At 50.2% G+C, this 13,734-nt stretch carries 13 protein-coding genes and 2 tRNA genes; 1 reads left to right on the plus strand and 14 read right to left on the minus strand.

Translation table 11 applies throughout. The features are described from left to right. Positions 1-38 precede the first annotated feature (38 nt). The 13 genes from rpsO to rlmE form a co-directional block, all read right to left on the minus strand. Positions 39-308, minus strand: coding sequence for a 30S ribosomal protein S15 (gene rpsO / locus ACM615_RS13850; protein WP_014333706.1), 270 nt, complete (start codon positions 306-308; stop codon positions 39-41). Between the two features lie 122 nt (positions 309-430). Next, entirely contained in the window at positions 431-1,375 is a 945-nt protein-coding gene (truB, locus tag ACM615_RS13855) for a tRNA pseudouridine(55) synthase TruB (protein ID WP_132965724.1), read from the minus strand. Further along, positions 1,375-1,788 carry a 30S ribosome-binding factor RbfA gene (rbfA, locus tag ACM615_RS13860; protein ID WP_101078324.1) on the minus strand — a complete coding sequence of 138 codons (414 nt, stop codon included), beginning with the start codon at positions 1,786-1,788 and terminating at the stop codon, positions 1,375-1,377. Before rbfA ends, truB begins: the two co-directional genes overlap by 1 nt. A 79-nt stretch (positions 1,789-1,867) precedes the next feature. Next, entirely contained in the window at positions 1,868-4,561 is a 2,694-nt protein-coding gene (infB, locus tag ACM615_RS13865; protein ID WP_112286789.1) for a translation initiation factor IF-2, read from the minus strand. A gap of 24 nt (positions 4,562-4,585) precedes the next feature. Then, positions 4,586-6,094, minus strand: a complete 1,509-nt coding sequence (gene nusA / locus ACM615_RS13870; RefSeq protein ID WP_112286790.1) for a transcription termination factor NusA — start codon at positions 6,092-6,094, stop codon at positions 4,586-4,588. Between the two features lie 23 nt (positions 6,095-6,117). Then, positions 6,118-6,570, minus strand: a complete 453-nt coding sequence (rimP, locus tag ACM615_RS13875) for a ribosome maturation factor RimP (RefSeq protein WP_147243271.1) — start codon at positions 6,568-6,570, stop codon at positions 6,118-6,120. Positions 6,571-6,799: 229 nt separating this feature from the next. Beyond that, positions 6,800-6,876: transfer RNA gene (locus ACM615_RS13880), tRNA-Met, on the minus strand. Positions 6,877-6,935: 59 nt separating this feature from the next. Further along, positions 6,936-7,022 (minus strand) — tRNA-Leu (locus ACM615_RS13885). An 86-nt stretch (positions 7,023-7,108) separates the two neighbouring features. Next, a complete protein-coding gene (secG, locus tag ACM615_RS13890) occupies positions 7,109-7,444 on the minus strand; it encodes a preprotein translocase subunit SecG (RefSeq protein WP_113877110.1) in 336 nt (111 codons plus the stop codon). A gap of 64 nt (positions 7,445-7,508) precedes the next feature. Then, positions 7,509-8,885: a phosphoglucosamine mutase gene (gene glmM, locus ACM615_RS13895; RefSeq protein WP_431012053.1), complete on the minus strand. Its 1,377-nt coding sequence runs from the start codon at positions 8,883-8,885 to the stop codon at positions 7,509-7,511. Between the two features lie 2 nt (positions 8,886-8,887). Next, positions 8,888-9,727, minus strand: coding sequence for a dihydropteroate synthase (gene folP, locus ACM615_RS13900; RefSeq protein ID WP_159282452.1), 840 nt, complete (start codon positions 9,725-9,727; stop codon positions 8,888-8,890). A 124-nt stretch (positions 9,728-9,851) separates the two neighbouring features. Next, entirely contained in the window at positions 9,852-11,795 is a 1,944-nt protein-coding gene (gene ftsH, locus ACM615_RS13905; protein ID WP_112286795.1) for an ATP-dependent zinc metalloprotease FtsH, read from the minus strand. Positions 11,796-11,851: 56 nt separating this feature from the next. Then, entirely contained in the window at positions 11,852-12,481 is a 630-nt protein-coding gene (gene rlmE, locus ACM615_RS13910) for a 23S rRNA (uridine(2552)-2'-O)-methyltransferase RlmE (RefSeq protein WP_112286796.1), read from the minus strand. Between the two features lie 182 nt (positions 12,482-12,663). On the opposite strand from rlmE, the gene yhbY reads away from it, so the two are divergent. Beyond that, positions 12,664-12,960: a ribosome assembly RNA-binding protein YhbY gene (gene yhbY, locus ACM615_RS13915; RefSeq protein ID WP_095923662.1), complete on the plus strand. Its 297-nt coding sequence runs from the start codon at positions 12,664-12,666 to the stop codon at positions 12,958-12,960. 180 nt (positions 12,961-13,140) lie between these two features. Here yhbY and greA read toward each other — a convergent pair whose 3' ends face one another. After that, positions 13,141-13,617: a transcription elongation factor GreA gene (gene greA, locus ACM615_RS13920; RefSeq protein ID WP_112286797.1), complete on the minus strand. Its 477-nt coding sequence runs from the start codon at positions 13,615-13,617 to the stop codon at positions 13,141-13,143. Positions 13,618-13,734: the final 117 nt, after the last annotated feature.

Below are 13,734 nucleotides of genomic sequence, written 5' to 3' on the forward strand. Positions count from 1 at the left end.
AGGGGCCTATTGGCCCCTTTACACTGAAACTCGCTTGATTAGCGACGCAGACCCAGACGTTCGATCAGGCTGGTGTAACGTGCTACATCTTTACGCTTCAGGTAGTCCAGCAGTTTACGACGCTGAGAAACCATACGCAGCAGACCACGACGGCTGTGGTGATCTTTTTTGTGCTCTGCAAAGTGACCTTGCAGATGGTTAATTTGAGCAGTCAGCAGAGCAACCTGAACTTCGGTAGAACCACTGTCGTTAGTGCCACGACCGAAGTCGGAAACGATTTGAGCTTTAGCTTCAACGCTTAGAGACATAATCTTACTCCAAAATATTATAGATAATTAAACGGGTGCCGATCTCTAATTCAGCAACCCAATGCATAAGCTGCGCTATTCTACCCTTTGCTATATGTGATCGCAAGGTGAGCAGAAAGCGCTTAATCCGTGTATTCGACGACCAGACGACGCGGCGCAATGCGGCCGTCATCATCAATTTCGCCCACACCGATAAACTTACGTTCTTCGCCTTCAGTGATGCGAACCATGCCACTGACCGGTGCGCCAGATGCCTGAACAGGTTGGCCCTGTTTAACATATCCGGCGACGACAGGAAGCAGGTTCACTTCCGGGAAGTCTTCACACGCGCTGTCCATAGGCAACAACAAAGGATCCAGCAGTAAGCGTGGCTCTATGCCCTGCTCTTCTGCCTGAGCGATCAGTTCATGGAGTTTTTCCATGGTGACCATACGCTCTGAAGGATAGGTTGCGACCTGCAAACGACGCAAATAAGTCACGTGCGCACCACAGCCCAATTTTTCGCCCAGATCATCCACAATCGTGCGGATATAAGTGCCTTTTGAACAGTGGATTTCTAATTCAACCTCGAAGCCTTCCCAGCGGATGAACTTGAGCTCATACACGGTAATGCTACGGGATTCTCGCGGAACTTCGATGCCCTGACGTGCGTACTCGTACAGTTTTTTCCCTTCATATTTCAATGCAGAATACATGGAAGGGATTTGCCGGGTTTCCCCGCGAAAACTGTCGAGAGCGTCGTCCAGTTGCTGCTGAGTGAAGGCCATTTCACGTTCAGAAATGATGGCACCTTCAGCATCTGACGTATCCGTGCGTTGTCCCATACGGGCAATCACGCGATAACGTTTGTCAGAATCGAGCAGGAAACGGGAAAACTTGGTCGCTTCGCCTAAGCACAGTGGCAACATGCCAGTGGCTAAAGGATCGAGCGCGCCGGTATGTCCTGCCCGGTTAGCGTTATAAAGGCGTTTAACCTTTTGCAGGGCATCGTTAGAAGACAAGCCTAAAGATTTGTCCAGTAGCAGAACACCGTGTATATCACGGCCGCGGCGACGTGGGCGACTCATTATACTTCCTCGTCATCGCCTGCAGCTGAACGGCGTTCAGCATCGTTCTTCACGACGTTGGTCACCAGATTGGACATACGCATACCTTCAACCAAAGAGTTGTCGTATGCGAAAGTCAGTTCTGGTACGACACGCAAACGCATCGCTTTACCGATCAGCGTACGGATGAAACCAGACGCGTCCTGCAAAGCTTTGATGCCATTCTTCACACGATCAGGATCGTGATTGTCAGTCGTCAGCACGTCCAGGAAGGTCACGAACACTTTGGCATAGGCCAGGTCACGTGAAACTTCAACGCCTGAAACGGTCGCCATGCCTACGCGCGGGTCTTTGACTTCACGCTGTAAGATGATGGCGATTTCTTTTTGCATCTCCTGAGAGACGCGCTGAGTACGGCTAAATTCTTTTGCCATGATGCTTTTCTCCTCACTTGCTCCAGACAAATAAGGGGGCGCAAGGCCCCCCATCTGGATATCAGCTACTTCGCAAACGTTAAGCGATAGTACGTTTGATCTCGATGATTTCGAAGACTTCGATCACATCGCCAGTACGCACATCGTTGTAGTTCTTAACGCCGATACCACATTCCATGCCGTTACGAACTTCAGCAACGTCATCTTTGAAGCGACGCAGGGATTCCAGTTCGCCTTCGTAGATCACTACGTTTTCACGCAGTACACGGATTGGGTTGTTACGCTTGATCATACCCTCAGTCACCATACAACCTGCAATAGCGCCGAATTTCGGTGACTTGAACACGTCACGAACTTCAGCCAGGCCGATGATTTGCTGTTTGTATTCTGGCGCCAACATACCGCTCATCGCCTGTTTAACTTCGTCAATCAGGTTATAGATAACGGAATAGTAACGCAGATCCAAGCTTTCGCTTTCTACGACACGGCGGGCAGAAGCATCTGCACGGACGTTGAAGCCCAGGATGATCGCGTTGGAAGCAGCGGCCAGTGTTGCGTCAGTCTCGGTGATACCACCGACACCCATACCGACGATTTTAACTTTAACTTCGTCAGTAGACAGATTCTGCAATGCATCGGAAATCGCTTCGCAAGAGCCCTGAACGTCAGATTTCAGAACGATGTTCAGTTCAGAAACTTCGCCTTCAGTCATGTTCGCGAACATGTTTTCCAGTTTAGATTTCTGCTGACGAGCCAGTTTCACTTCGCGGAATTTACCCTGACGATACAGAGCAACTTCACGCGCTTTCTTCTCGTCACGAACAACAGTCACTTCATCACCCGCAGCCGGAACGCTGGACAGACCCAGAACTTCGACAGGAATAGAAGGACCCGCAGACGTAATGTCACGACCCATTTCGTCACGCATCGCACGGACACGGCCGTATTCGAAGCCACAAAGAATGATGTCGCCTTTGTTCAGAGTACCTTCCTGAACCAGAACGGTTGCAACCGGGCCACGACCTTTGTCCAGGAAGGACTCGATCACAACGCCGCTTGCCATGCCGGTGCGAACTGCTTTCAGTTCCAGAACTTCAGCTTGCAGCAAGATAGCTTGCAGCAAATCGTCGATACCGGTACCCACTTTCGCAGACACATGGATGAACTGAGATTCACCGCCCCACTCTTCTGGCATAACGCCATACTGAGAGAGTTCGGTACGAACGCGGTCCGGATCAGAGTCTGGCTTATCAATTTTGTTCACTGCAACCACGATTGGCACGCCAGCAGCTTTCGCATGCTGTACGGCTTCGATGGTTTGTGGCATTACGCCATCATCTGCAGAAACAACCAGTACAACGATATCCGTTGCCTGAGCACCACGAGCACGCATTGAAGTAAACGCGGCGTGTCCCGGAGTATCCAGGAAGGTGATCATGCCGTTTTCGGTTTCTACGTGGTAAGCACCGATATGCTGGGTAATACCACCGGCCTCGCCTGCTGCCACTTTCGTTGAACGAATGTAGTCAAGCAATGAGGTTTTACCGTGGTCAACGTGGCCCATGATGGTCACAACCGGAGCACGTGGCTCAGCGGCAGCAGAAGAAGCTGTATCACGATCGCTCATCAGCGCTTCTTCCAGCTCGTTCTCACGACGCAGGATAACTTTGTGGCCCATTTCTTCCGCAACCAGCTGAGCAGTTTCCTGATCAATAACCTGGTTGATGGTGGCCATGGCGCCCAGTTTCATCATGGTTTTGATGACCTGAGAACCTTTAACTGCCATTTTGTTTGCCAGCTCAGCAACAGTAATGGTTTCACCCACTACAACATCACGGTTAACGGCAACAACAGGCTTGTTAAAGCTCTGCTGTAAGGTACTTGGCTTACGCTTACCTTTACCGTTACGGCCAACAGCACGGGCTTCTTCGCGATCCGCTTTAGATTCGGACAGCTTGTTGCCTTTTTTCTGTTTGGTCGCTTTGCCACCGCGAGTACGGCTACGACGTTCGCCTTCAACTTTGGCGTCATTTTCGTCTTCAGCAGCACGAGCATGGGTAGAAGTGGTGACATGGTAGTCAGCAGATTCTGATTCGCTTGGTGCGGTAGCTTCAGTCCAGACACCAGAGTCAGCCATTTTACGGGCTTCTTCTGCGATACGCTTGGCGTTTTCTTCAATCTTACGCTGGGCTTCTTCTTCCGTTTTGCGTTTCAGCTCTGCGGCTTCAGCTTCACGGCGTGCTTTCTCTGCCTGAGCTGGTTTAGTTACTTCATCGGTATTTTGGTTGGTCACTTTATCTTTTTCCGCTGCATCACGCTTAGCTTTATCAGCGGCCTCACGTTTAGCTTGCTCTTCGGCGGCGCGTTTGGCTTTTTCCTGAGCTTCGCGCTGGGCTTGCTCCGCTGCTGCACGCTGTGCCTGTTCTTCCGCGTCACGCTTCGCCTGCTCTTCCGCTTCGGCCTGGGCAACTTCTGCCTCGGTCATATCACGTTTAACATAAGTGCGTTTCTTGCGGACCTCGATTTGCACCGATTTACTCTTCCCGCCGGTGCTCGGAATATTCAGTGTACTACGCGTTTTGCGTTGTAACGTCAGTTTGTTTGTCGCACCGGCATTTCCGCCATTCAGGTGCGCCAATAAAGTCTCTTTTTCTTGCTGGGTCACAGAGTCAGTTTCGGACTTTGAGATCCCTGCATCAGCAAATTGCTGTACCAGGCGATCTACCGGAGTCTGAATCTCTGCCGCCAGCGCTTTTACAGTTACATCTGTCATGCTGTTCCTTCCTGCTACAGTTTATTACGCGTTGTCGCCAAACCAGCAGATATTGCGCGCGGCCATGATAAGTTCACCAGCCTGCTCGTCACTAAGACCTTCAATATCAGCCAGATCGTCGACACCCTGCTCGGCAAGATCTTCCAGCGTACAAACCCCTTGTGCAGCCAGTTTAAATGCCATGCTACGTTCCAGACCCGCCAGGTTAAGCAGATCGTCAGCAGGCTTTTTGTCACCGAGACTTTCTTCCTGAGCTAAAGCCAGTGTGGTCAGCGCTTCTTTTGCACGTTCGCGCAGCGCATCCACGGTGTCTTCATCCAGGCCGTCGATTTCAAGCAGCTCGTTGACTGGCACATAAGCCAGTTCTTCAAGCGTTGAGAAACCTTCTTCTACCAGAACCGTGGCGAAATCTTCATCGATGGCCAGGTATTTGGTGAAGGTATCAATCGCAGCGTGTGCCTCAGCCTGATGTTTGGCTTGCAGGTCGTCTGCTGTCATCACGTTCAGTTCCCACTTGTCATCACCACGATGCTGTTTCAACAATTGGGAGGCCAAACGCACGTTCTGGCCATTACGGCCAATCGCCTGTGCCAGATTGCTGGCTTCAACGGCGATATCCATGGTGCATTTATCTTCATCAACCACGATGGAAGCGACATCTGCCGGTGCCATTGCGTTGATAACGAATTGCGCAGGATTATCATCCCAAAGGATGATATCGATACGTTCACCGCCCAGTTCACTGGAAACAGCCTGAACGCGTGCACCACGCATGCCGACACAAGCACCGACCGGGTCGATACGTTTGTCGTTGGTTTTTACTGCAATTTTCGCACGGGAGCCAGGATCACGGGCTGCCGCTTTAATCTCAATCAGCTCTTCGCCAATTTCCGGCACTTCGATGCGGAACAGCTCAATCAGCATCTCGTTACGTGAACGGCTGACAAACAGCTGGGCACCGCGTGCTTCAGGGCGCACATCATACAGAACGCCACGAATACGGTCGCCGGAGCGGAAGTTTTCACGCGGAAGCATGTCTTCACGCAGAATAACGGCTTCAGCGTTGCTGCCTAAATCCAGAGCGATGCTGTCACGGTTAACTTTCTTAACCACGCCGGTGACGATCTCACCTTGCTGCTCACGGAATTGATCAACCACCATCGCGCGCTCTGCTTCACGTACTTTCTGTACGATAACTTGCTTGGCAGTTTGCGTGGTGATGCGGTCAAAAGTGACCGACTCGATTTGATCTTCAATATATCCGCCGAGGTCGATGGACGGATCTTCGTATTGTGCAGCTTCGAGGGTGATTTCGCGGGTCGGCTGAGTCACTTCGTTGACTGCCACCCAACGACGGAAGGTATCGAAGTCACCTGTTTTGCGGTCAATGCTGACGCGGACTTCGATTTCCTGCTCGTATTTTTTCTTGGTCGCCGTTGATAATGCAATTTCCAGCGCTTCAAAAATCTTCTCGCGCGGGAGGGATTTTTCATTAGAAACTGCTTCTACAACAGCCAGAATCTCTTTGTTCATCCTAGTTGCCTCTTCCAAACTCTTTAAAAGTGGGGTACCAGGTTCGCTTTCTGGATGTTGCTCAGTGCGAACACTTCATCTTTCCCTTCCACTGTCACCGTGATCATTTCGCCTTCGACAGCCTTAATAATGCCCTGCCATTTGCGACGATTCTGCACTGCCATACGCAGAACAATGCTGACTTCGTCACCCAGGAAACGTTGATAATGTTCAGCGGTGAACATAGGACGATCAAGGCCTGGAGAGGAAACTTCCAGGTTGTAGGCGACGGTGACTGGATCTTCAACGTCCAGCACAGCGCTCACCTGGTGGCTGACATCAGCACAATCATCAACATTGATCCCGGCGTCACTATCAATATAGATGCGCAACGTCGATTGGCGAGCCCGAACGAACTCGATGCCCACCAGCTCAAAGCCAAGTGCCTCGACTGGTGCTGTAATCAGCTCTGTTAATTTTTGTTCTAATGTGGACAAGCCCACCCCCAAGACATAAAAAAAGGGCTAAATAGCCCAGTGATTCTGTTGCCAAATAACAAAAAACCCCGATAAATCGGGGCTTTATGCAACTGGACCCTATTCGCCGCATAGCGGCTTCGGTACAACTTTCGCGAAGTGTTATTTCAAATAGAAACTTTCAAATTGGAACTGCAGAACATCACAGGAAGACACTGAAAGTCTATTTGAAATAAACACTTAGGGAAAGTGGTTGCGGGGGCCGGATTTGAACCGACGACCTTCGGGTTATGAGCCCGACGAGCTACCAGGCTGCTCCACCCCGCGTCCGAAAACGTGGCAAATACTACGCCGATAATCGCTAAAAAGCAAATTATCACAAAGATTGGTACCGAGGACGGGACTTGAACCCGTAAGCCCATTCGGGCACTACCACCTCAAGGTAGCGTGTCTACCAATTCCACCACCTCGGCACTCTTTTTTTTCACAATCGCTTATACTGTCCAAGTACAAGCCACTGTTTAAAACTTTTCACTTCTTGCGATAAGAAGGTTACTGCTTAGTGAGGAACGTCACTGTTAGGCGCTGCTGGAGCTGCCGGCGCAGTGGTCTGCTCAGTTTTCGCTGGCTGACTCAGGTTTTCCCACTCACTACCTTTTTGGCTTTTATTGGTGCTCATGTTCCCGAGAATCAAACTAATGATAAAGAACAGTGCTGCCAAAATGCCGGTCATACGGGTCATGAAGTTACCGGAACCACTCGAACCGAACAATGTGCCAGAAGCACCTGCTCCGAAAGAGGCTCCCATATCAGCGCCTTTGCCTTGTTGCAGCATAACCAGAGCAACAAGCCCGATTGCTACGATAAGGAAAATCACCAGAAGAGCGTCGTACATAGTAGTACCTGTATCCTCGCGGGTTCACCGCATGCCAATTGCTTCTCACCATTTAGCAGGTCATTCAAGGACCCACTGAAGCGGGTGTGAATACTAACCAAAGCCGTATTGCCGNNTTTACCGCATCGGCAATACGGTTAGCCAATTTTTCCACCAGTTCCGCGTCTTCGCCTTCTACCATCACACGCAGCAAAGGCTCGGTACCTGATTTACGTAACAGTACCCGGCCACGACCCGCTAACTGTTTTTCAACATCTGCAGTGACCTGCTTAACTTCGTCGGATTCCAGCGGATCATGTTCACCAGCAAAACGGACGTTAATCAGGATTTGTGGCAGCAATTTCATACCGCTGCACAAATCATGCAGGCTCATGTGATTGCGAACCATGGCGGTAAGCACTTGCAAACCGGCCACGATACCGTCACCGGTGGTGGTTTTGTCCAGCAAGATAATGTGGCCTGAGTTTTCAGCACCGATCCGCCAGCCTTTTTCCTGCATTTTTTCCAGCACGTAACGGTCGCCCACTTTCGCGCGAGTAAATGGAATACCGAGCTGTTTTAATGCCAGTTCCAGGCCCATATTACTCATCAGGGTGCCGACGGCGCCGCCTTTCAGCTGGCCCTGACGCAAGCCTTCACGAGCAATGATGTAAAGGATCTGGTCACCATCGACTTTATTGCCTTCATGGTCGACCATAATCAGACGATCGCCGTCGCCGTCAAATGCCAGCCCGACATGCGCTTTTTCTGTCAGAACGCGTTGCTGTAACTGACGGACGTCGGTCGCACCGCACTCTTCGTTAATGTTCATCCCATCCGGGTCGCAGCCGATGGTAATCACTTTAGCGCCCAGTTCCCGCAGAACGCTTGGCGCAATGTGGTAAGTCGCGCCATTGGCACAATCCACAACGATTTTCAGTCCGTTCAGGCTCAGTTCGCTCGGAAACGTCCCTTTGCAGAATTCGATATAGCGACCGGCAGCATCCACAATACGGCTGGCTTTACCCAACGCAGCGGATTCCACGCAAGTAAGAGGTTTTTCCAGCTCTGCTTCGATGGCTTCTTCCACTTCGTCCGGCAGCTTTGTGCCGTCAATAGTGAAGAATTTTATGCCGTTATCGTAGAACGGGTTATGCGATGCAGAAATCACAATCCCGGCTTCAGCACGGAATGTACGGGTCAGATACGCAACCGCGGGTGTTGGCATCGGGCCGGTAAAGGAAGCCGACAGCCCCGCAGCAGCCAGACCGGCTTCAAGTGCAGATTCCAGCATATAGCCGGAAATACGGGTATCTTTGCCGATAATCACTTTACCCGAACCATGACGCGCTAATACTTTGCCTGCAGCCCAGCCCAGTTTGAGAACGAAATCAGGGGTGATCGGGCTGTCGCCTACTTTTCCACGTATGCCATCAGTACCAAAGTATTTACGGTTGCTCATAATTATTTTTTATCCCTTGCAGAAAGTGTCGCTTCCACGATACGCATCGCTTCGACGGTTTCTTTAACATCATGTACGCGAACTATCTGGGCTCCCTGTATGGCAGCAATCACAGCGCAGGCAACGCTGCCCGTCACGCGTTTCTCCGGTGACACATGCAGTAGCTGCCCTACCATAGATTTCCTCGACATCCCCACCAAAAGTGGTAACCCGAAGTGATGGAACTCAGCCAGTCTGGCGAGTAACTGGTAGTTATGCTCTAAATTTTTACCGAAACCGAAGCCCGGGTCGAGCAACAATTTGCTTTTCGGAATGCCGGCATTCACACAACGTGCAATTTGCTCGACAAAATACTGGTCTACCTGCGCAACGACGTTGTCGTAATGCGGGGCATGTTGCATTGTTTTCGGGTCACCTTGCATGTGCATCAGACAAACGGGCAAACCCGTTTCTGCCGCAGCCTGCAATGCCCCTGGCTCCTGAAGCGAGCGAATATCGTTAATCAGATGCATACCGGCATTTGACGCTTCACGGATAACAGAAGCCTTCGAAGTATCCACCGAGATCCAGACATCAAAACGTCGGGCGATGGCTTCTACGACCGGCACCACACGGGCCAGTTCTTCCTCTTCGCTGACTTCAGCAGCGCCCGGACGCGTTGATTCTCCCCCGATATCAAGGATTGTCGCGCCGGCATCGACCATCACCTGAGCGTGGCGAAGCGCAAGATCAAGCGTGTTGTGTCGTCCGCCATCAGAAAAGGAATCCGGGGTAACATTCAGGATCCCCATCACCTGGGGAAAAGTGAGATCCAGTATCGAGTCTCTGGCTGTGAGGTGCATAAATCATGTCCCTTCTGGTCATTCGTTGAGGCAGTTTCAAATTCCGACACAAAGAATGCACGCATAAAAAACCCCGGGCAAGCCCGGGGTTGAGTGTTATCTGCGTTATTTTCCAACCAGCTACTTATTTGCCGCTGAATTGCTCAAACATCGTGTTGCCAGGATTTGGCGTGCGAGGTTCGTCAACTGGCGTTGGCGCTTTTGGAGCACCGCCGTCGTTAGAATTATTGTTGCCGTTTTTACCGTTAGCATCATCCCAGCCAGCAGGCGGGCGAACTTCCGTACGGTTCATCAGGTCATCAATTTGCGGCGCATCGATGGTTTCGTATTTCATCAGGGCATCTTTCATTGAATGAAGGATATCCATGTTTTCCATCAGCAACGTACGCGCACGAATGTAGTTACGTTCAACCAGAGATTTCACTTCCTGATCGATGATGCGGGCAGTTTCATCAGACATATGTTTAGCTTTCGCAACTGAACGACCGAGGAAGACTTCGCCTTCTTCTTCCGCATACAGTAACGGACCTAATTTCTCTGAGAAGCCCCACTGCGTAACCATATTACGGGCAATAGAGGTGGCAACCTTGATGTCGTTCGACGCACCGGTAGACACTTTTTCCACGCCGTAAATGATCTCTTCAGCAAGACGACCACCGTACAAGGTAGAAATCTGGCTTTCCAGTTTCTGACGGCTTGCACTGATCGCATCACCTTCAGGCAGGAAGAAGGTCACACCTAATGCACGGCCACGAGGAATAATGGTCACTTTATGCACCGGGTCATGTTCAGGAACCAGACGACCAATGATGGCGTGGCCTGCTTCATGATATGCAGTGGACTCTTTCTGCGATTCAGTCATCACCATGGAACGACGCTCAGCACCCATCATGATTTTGTCTTTGGCTTTTTCGAACTCAACCATCGACACCACACGTTTGTTACCACGTGCAGAGAACAGTGCAGCTTCGTTCACCAGGTTAGCCAGGTCAGCACCGGAGAAACCAGGGGTACCACGGGCAATCACAGACGCATCAACATCAGTTGCCAGCGGAACGCGACGCATGTGAACTTTCAGGATCTGTTCACGACCACGTACGTCTGGCAAGCCTACGACAACCTGACGGTCGAAACGACCCGGACGCAGCAATGCCGGGTCAAGAACGTCAGGACGGTTAGTTGCTGCAATTACGATGATACCTTCGTTACCTTCGAAGCCATCCATTTCAACCAACATCTGGTTCAGTGTCTGTTCACGTTCATCGTGACCGCCACCTAAACCTGCACCACGCTGACGGCCAACGGCGTCGATCTCATCGATAAAGATGATACATGGAGCGGCTTTCTTCGCCTGTTCGAACATGTCACGCACACGAGATGCACCGACACCCACGAACATTTCTACGAAGTCAGAACCGGAAATCGTAAAGAATGGCACTTTGGCTTCGCCGGCAATGGCTTTCGCCAGCAAGGTTTTACCGGTACCCGGAGGACCAACCATCAGAACGCCTTTAGGAATCTTACCGCCCAGTTTCTGGAAACGGCTTGGCTCGCGCAGGTAATCTACCAGCTCGCTCACCTCTTCCTTCGCTTCGTCACAACCTGCAACGTCAGCAAACGTCGTTTTGATTTGGTCTTCCGTCAGCATGCGGGCTTTGCTTTTACCAAAGGACATTGCGCCTTTGCCACCGCCACCCTGCATCTGTCGCATAAAGAATATCCAGACGCCAATCAGAAGCAGCATCGGGAACCATGAAATGAAGATAGTCGCCAGGAAACTCTGCTGTTCAGGCGGTTCACCAACAACTTTCACGTTTTTGCTCAGCAGCGTATCCAGTAATTTAGGATCATTAACCGGAATATAGGTTGTGTATTTGCTGCTGTCTTTTTTGATAACGTCAATCGCACGTCCATTGATACGTACTTCACGGACCTGGTCTTGGGCCACTTCGGTTGTAAAGGTAGTGTAATCTACCTTACTGCCATTAGATTCGCTGGGACCAAAACTCTGAAATACAGACATCAATACAACTGCGATGACTAACCAGAGGATCAGGTTCTTCGCCATGTCACTCAAGGGATTAACCTCATATTACAACTGTGTTAACAAACAGCGTTAGGGAACTACAGTTTCCGCCCTGTCGCTACGATGTACACTTCTCGCGAACGTGCTCGGGAAGCGTCTGGCTTACGAATCTTCACCTTCGTAAACAGGGAGCGAATTTCCCGCAGGTATTCATCAAAGCCATCTCCCTGAAACACCTTCACCAGGAAACTTCCGCCTGGTGCTAATACATCCCGACACATATCCAATGCTAATTCAACCAGATACATCGATTTTGGAATATCGACTGCCGGAGTACCGCTCATATTAGGCGCCATGTCAGACATGACCACCTGAACTTTGCTTTCTCCCACGCGTTCGAGCAGCGCTTTGAGAACTAATTCATCACGAAAATCCCCCTGAAGGAAGTCGACTCCAACAATAGGATCCATAGGTAAAAGATCAAGAGCAATAATTCGCCCTTTGTTACCGATCTGCGAAGCCACATACTGTGACCAACCGCCAGGCGCTGCACCTAAATCAACCACCGTCATACCTTGTTTAAACAGCTTATCGCTTTGCTGTATTTCATCAAGTTTAAACCAGGCACGGGAGCGCAGCCCTTTTTTCTGTGCTTGTAGCACATATTTATCGCTAAAGTGTTCCTGCAACCAGCGACTGGAACTTGCAGAACGCTTTTTATTAGACATTATTTAGTAACCATATAGTTTTCCAACCACCCTGAGTTAGAGCCTTTGGAACAAGCCGTTAGCATCATGGCGTCTATGGCTAAGTCAGTATAATTGGCCTCCCGAAGCAGTCCGGGTTGGTCATATACATGAGATGGCGGTAGAATGACCCGTTTTCAATCCCAACTTAAGCAAAAAAGACGATGAATCTTAACAATAAACAAAAACAGTACCTGAAAGGTCTGGCACATCCACTGAAACCGGTTGTTATGCTGGGCAACAACGGCCTAACAGAAGGTGTGTTAGCCGAAATCGAACAGGCACTGCAGCATCACGAACTGATCAAGGTAAAAGTCGCGGCAGAAGAACGTGAGACGAAGACCTTGATCGTAGACGCGATTGTGCGTGAAACCAAGGCGTGTAATGTGCAAGTCATCGGCAATATGCTGGTACTTTATCGCCCTTCCACCGAAGACCGCAAAATTATCTTACCGCGTTAATCCATTAAGGTTTAACGAAAAGCGCTGTAGATTTTCGGAAAGGTGCCACGAAATCACGTTCAGGGGAAGGTCTCAGCAGGCCTTTTTACTTTAGTTTTCAATTTACTGTGAAGCAATTCACTGCATGAATGTGAGAATTACAGGGCGAAACATCACGTTTCGCCCTTTTTAATGCAGATTTTAGAGGTATTCGACCTTCAATACTTCAAACTCAACATCACCGCCAGGTGTCTTGATGACAACGACATCATCCTGTTCTTTGCCGATTAAACCACGTGCAATCGGTGAGTTAACAGAAATAAGGTTCTGTTTAAAATCAGCTTCGTCATCGCCGACAATGCGGTATTTTTGCTCTTCCTCAGTATCCAGATTCAGCACGGTCACTGTGGCGCCAAAAATCACGCGGCCAGTAGCAGGCATTTTGGTCACATCGATAACCTGAGCATTCGACAGCTTGGCTTCGATTTCCTGGATACGGCCTTCACAAAAACCCTGCTGCTCACGCGCAGCATGGTATTCAGCATTCTCTTTCAAATCGCCGTGTTCACGTGCGGTCGCGATATCAGCAATGATTTTCGGGCGACGGACACCTTTCAGATGGTCCAGTTCTTCACGTAATCTTTCTGCGCCACGCAATGTCATCGGAATCGGTTTCATATATTTATTACCTCTAACTTGGTCCTTTCGGTAAACACCGTCCTGATTGAATCAGGTAAGAAATTAAGCCAGCGCTTCTGACCGACTCTCTGGCGAAAAACAAAAAAAACCTCACCC

Source organism: Rahnella sp. PAMC25617, assembly GCF_050606005.1.
GTDB lineage: Bacteria > Pseudomonadota > Gammaproteobacteria > Enterobacterales > Enterobacteriaceae > Rahnella > Rahnella variigena.

What these genes read in the sequence shown, in the direction of transcription:
- rpsO (WP_014333706.1), bottom strand. Translation starts at nt 308, where the DNA reads ATGTCTCTAAGCGTTGAAGCTAAAGCTCAAATCGTTTCCGACTTCGGT.
- truB (WP_132965724.1), bottom strand. Translation starts at nt 1,375, where the DNA reads ATGAGTCGCCCACGTCGCCGCGGCCGTGATATACACGGTGTTCTGCTA.
- rbfA (WP_101078324.1), bottom strand. Translation starts at nt 1,788, where the DNA reads ATGGCAAAAGAATTTAGCCGTACTCAGCGCGTCTCTCAGGAGATGCAA.
- infB (WP_112286789.1), bottom strand. Translation starts at nt 4,561, where the DNA reads ATGACAGATGTAACTGTAAAAGCGCTGGCGGCAGAGATTCAGACTCCG.
- nusA (WP_112286790.1), bottom strand. Translation starts at nt 6,094, where the DNA reads ATGAACAAAGAGATTCTGGCTGTTGTAGAAGCAGTTTCTAATGAAAAA.
- secG (WP_113877110.1), bottom strand. Translation starts at nt 7,444, where the DNA reads ATGTACGACGCTCTTCTGGTGATTTTCCTTATCGTAGCAATCGGGCTT.
- folP (WP_159282452.1), bottom strand. Translation starts at nt 9,727, where the DNA reads ATGCACCTCACAGCCAGAGACTCGATACTGGATCTCACTTTTCCCCAG.
- ftsH (WP_112286795.1), bottom strand. Translation starts at nt 11,795, where the DNA reads ATGGCGAAGAACCTGATCCTCTGGTTAGTCATCGCAGTTGTATTGATG.
- rlmE (WP_112286796.1), bottom strand. Translation starts at nt 12,481, where the DNA reads ATGTCTAATAAAAAGCGTTCTGCAAGTTCCAGTCGCTGGTTGCAGGAA.
- yhbY (WP_095923662.1), top strand. Translation starts at nt 12,664, where the DNA reads ATGAATCTTAACAATAAACAAAAACAGTACCTGAAAGGTCTGGCACAT.
- greA (WP_112286797.1), bottom strand. Translation starts at nt 13,617, where the DNA reads ATGAAACCGATTCCGATGACATTGCGTGGCGCAGAAAGATTACGTGAA.